The following is a 3,323-nucleotide window of genomic DNA, read 5'->3' as shown; positions in this document are numbered from 1 at the left end:
TGGTACTTCAGCGCATCACCGGGCGCGTCGTTGCCCATCCGGCCGCCATACATCAGCTCGGCCAGGTCATCCGGACGCCCACGCAGGGCTTCCTGGCGCGCAGACTCCAGCGCCTCGGTACCATTGCGCCACGCCGCTTCCACCGGGATCTGCGAGATGCCCCGGGTGTAGTTGAAGCTCTCGTTGAGCCGGCTCAAGCCGCGCGACTCGTGCCCTGCCTGGGCCATGAAATTGGCCAGCTCAAGGGGGGAGTCGATGCCGGCGTTGGTCGCCTGCCGCAGCAGTTGCGACTCTCTATCGGTCGACACAGTACAACTCCTGGATGTTCATCAGCGCGGATTCCTTTCCGCCGGTTGGAGCTTGGCTCATGGAAGCGACACCTCGGCGACACTGGACGGGTCGAAGTCCTCGAACCGCACCCTGCCCAGTTCCGCCACCGAGAAATCCCGGATGTTGGTCGCTTCGGTCTCGATATCCACGACCTTGCGTCTCACCCCATCCACCCAGCAGGCCTTGTCCGCCGATGCGTAGCGGAACCGGTACGTGCTGCTCCAGCGCTCGCGGCTGCCGCCGTTGGTGATCACGCTGAAGGTGTCTTCCTCAACCATTGCATACGCAAAAGGGTCGCCAGCCAGGCCACCGCGGGTGGAACACGGCACCAGCTTGTCGTTGCGCGCGGCAAGCTGCCAGCGCCCGCGCCCGTCACCGCGCAGCAACAGCAGCACCCGGTTTGGTCCGTGCTGGCCGGGCACGAGCCCTTCCGGCGTCGGCTGGTCGATGACCAGCAGCTGGTACTCGATGCCATCGCCGTTGAGCTCGCCCCTGACGGCTTCCAGCAGGTTCGCACCGGACGGAACGAATGCCAGGGCATCGTCCATGTGTGCGCCAAACCTGTCGTCCATCCCCTCCCACTCCTTCAATGTCGTCTTGCCGATGCCCGCGCCATAGGCGGGCATGGTGGCGCTGCCCGGTCGCGCCAGTCACCCGGCAGATGCGGATGATAGCTCCGGGAGCACCGTGGCAGCGATGGTGGCAAGCGTCACCCGTCGGACGGGCAGACAGGGTCCTCATGGACGGAAAAGCTCCTGCAATCGGTAGCGCCGAAGCGTCATTTTTCTGACGCCAAGAGAGCTTAGCGCGAGGAGGTCTATTGCGTCGAAGAGCAGGGAAAGCGAAAAGCGGAATTGATCACAAAAAAAACGGGCTAAGCGTGAATGGCGCCTTACCTGATGAACAGACGCGCCGTGCAGGCCGTGGTGGCAATCCTGCACTGATCCTGTGACATCTGCTTCCATGTCACCTTCGCGCTGCATTGCTGCGTAGCGACAATGACCGCGCCCTGCGTCGGCATGACAGCGACAACGCTGGCGGTTTCAGTGAACCGCCCCGCGCGGGATGTTGCACGCAGAGTCCGTGATGCTCGCCGGATGGCCGCGTAGCCCGGCACGCCCTGGCCACCTATTGGATACCTGCCCGGCGTGCGATTGCCCTCCGCCAAGACAGGAAAAGGCAGCAGGCCTGCAATCCACAGCAGTCACGGCTAGAAAACGTGTTGGATTCGTTTCATGGTTTTCCTGACCCCTGGCAGTCTCAGGCCGTGGCCGACAATCGCGGTCAGCGCAATTGCTGCGCGCAGGTAGCCCCTTGCGTGGCGTAGTCACGGATGTAGCCGTCCATCGTCAGCACCGTGATATCGCAGCGATTGTTCACGTCACTGACGACATGCCCGTATACGTTCAACCCCTGAACGCGCTCACCACGATGCAGGTACAAGGTGCGCGATCCATCAGACCCGTTCTCCACGCGGTCCGGCGTTCCCCATGTCCGCACGAACTCCTGCTCGGTCTTGCCGATCCACATGTCCATGAGGTTGTTGCGACCCACACGGTTGGCTGCACGAACTGACTCATCCAGCACGCGGGCCGTTTCCCGCTGACCGCGTGCCAGGTTTGCTTCCAGATTACGTTCAATACGGTCCAGCTCGGCGTCGGTCGGCCGATAGGTGAACGCAGGACGCGTGCCGTCCTTCCAGAGGTTCCCCCAGACGAAATTCGCGGGTGATTGGCCGACGTCACCGATGGGCAGGAAGCCCCGCTTCATCATTTCCGCAGGCGCTTTGGCCTCGGGGTCAGGCCCGACCAGACAGGCAAACCGCACCAGTTGCACCTGCCACGGCTCGACCGCCTCGCTGGTCGGATCGAATCTGTCCGGTGGAACATCCTCGATTGCACGGTCGCGCCATTGCACCAGACTCATCTTCATGGCCACAGTGTTACGCGCACAGTTCACCGAGTACTTCCTGATCAGACGATTCGGCTTGGTCGCGTTCTCGTAAACCGTATTGACTTGGATCTCGTATACCGGATCCGGGCCAGCAACGCGCTCACCGGGCTTTGGTGGCTTCTTTCGGCGTAATTGCTTCAGGTACGCGTTCTGCTCTTCCTGCGTGGCGGTCTGCAGGAAAGCCATTAGGTCCGAGCGGCTGCTGAGCGTTTGCGCATCCACCACCCACGCCTCACGATTGGGCTTGTCGCCACCGGCGAAAATGACCCAGCTATCGGCGGCGTGTGCTGACGAACCGAGCACCAGTCCGCCGACCAGCATCACTACACGGAAGGGATTCTGCATGATTCGTTCCATCGAATRGTGTGGAGATTTACGACAATGCGGATAGTGCCTTCGAGCACGGCGTACCGTGTCACTTCAACTGATTTGATCACGAGATGCCTATAGCGAGAAAGCTTGCGTCGACTGGGCCCTGCTCTTAAGCGCCCCCAGCATTTGTCCGACGTCCCCGTAGATCGCAAAACGATACCGGCACTGCTGGAAGAATGGCTTGGCGCTCTCCAAATCTGTTGCGTTGGACCTCCTAAAAGGGCTTATACACCGGCTTGGCACACTCCTCGTATGCCACTTGACAGGCGTTACCATCGGTATCAATGCAGGACTGCTGAGCCAATTCCTGGGCCTCGGCCGGCTCTTTGGCACTCGCTAGACCGGCGCGAGACGCCCCAGCCTGACTAACGGAACCAACCATGCTACGCACTGATTCCGATACGAAAAGATGACCCTGCAGTCCGACTCTCCGCGCCTGCTGAAATCCGCCAAGGCCGTATGGCTTTGACTATTCACAGATTCTTCGGAGTTGGTTGGAGCCGCAGGCCTGTAACTACCCGGCGGCTGCCCATTCGGTCCCGGCGCAGCAGCCACCGGACTACCACCTATCTGCGAATCTGCCACGAAGCCACCCAGCGTGCCCTGGAAGAACATCGCCGCCATTGGGGGGGCAGTCAGGATAAGCGTCGTGAGGATCAACCCCATAC

Annotated in this window: 2 protein-coding genes and 2 pseudogenes; all 4 read right to left on the bottom strand. The window is 61.3% G+C overall.

Translation table 11 applies throughout. The features are described from left to right. A pseudogene (locus AB4Y84_RS16970) lies at nt 1-308 on the bottom strand (XVIPCD domain-containing protein); the annotation flags it as partial. A gap of 57 nt (nt 309-365) precedes the next feature. After that, nucleotides 366-902, bottom strand: coding sequence for a hypothetical protein (locus tag AB4Y84_RS16965; protein ID WP_032952144.1), 537 nt, complete (start codon nt 900-902; stop codon nt 366-368). Nucleotides 903-1,614: 712 nt separating this feature from the next. Then, nucleotides 1,615-2,628, bottom strand: coding sequence for a hypothetical protein (locus tag AB4Y84_RS16960; RefSeq protein WP_394197267.1), 1,014 nt, complete (start codon nt 2,626-2,628; stop codon nt 1,615-1,617). A gap of 363 nt (nt 2,629-2,991) precedes the next feature. Continuing rightward, nucleotides 2,992-3,323 (bottom strand): annotated as a pseudogene (locus AB4Y84_RS16955) (hypothetical protein); the annotation flags it as partial.

The organism is Stenotrophomonas sp. 2YAF22 (assembly GCF_052114665.1).
Lineage (GTDB): Bacteria > Pseudomonadota > Gammaproteobacteria > Xanthomonadales > Xanthomonadaceae > Stenotrophomonas > Stenotrophomonas indicatrix.
This window is presented reverse-complemented; position numbering and strand designations above follow the sequence as displayed.

Coding starts and splice junctions, on each gene's coding strand:
- AB4Y84_RS16965 (WP_032952144.1), bottom strand. CDS start 902: ATGGACGACAGGTTTGGCGCACACATGGACGATGCCCTGGCATTCGTT.
- AB4Y84_RS16960 (WP_394197267.1), bottom strand. CDS start 2,628: ATGCAGAATCCCTTCCGTGTAGTGATGCTGGTCGGCGGACTGGTGCTC.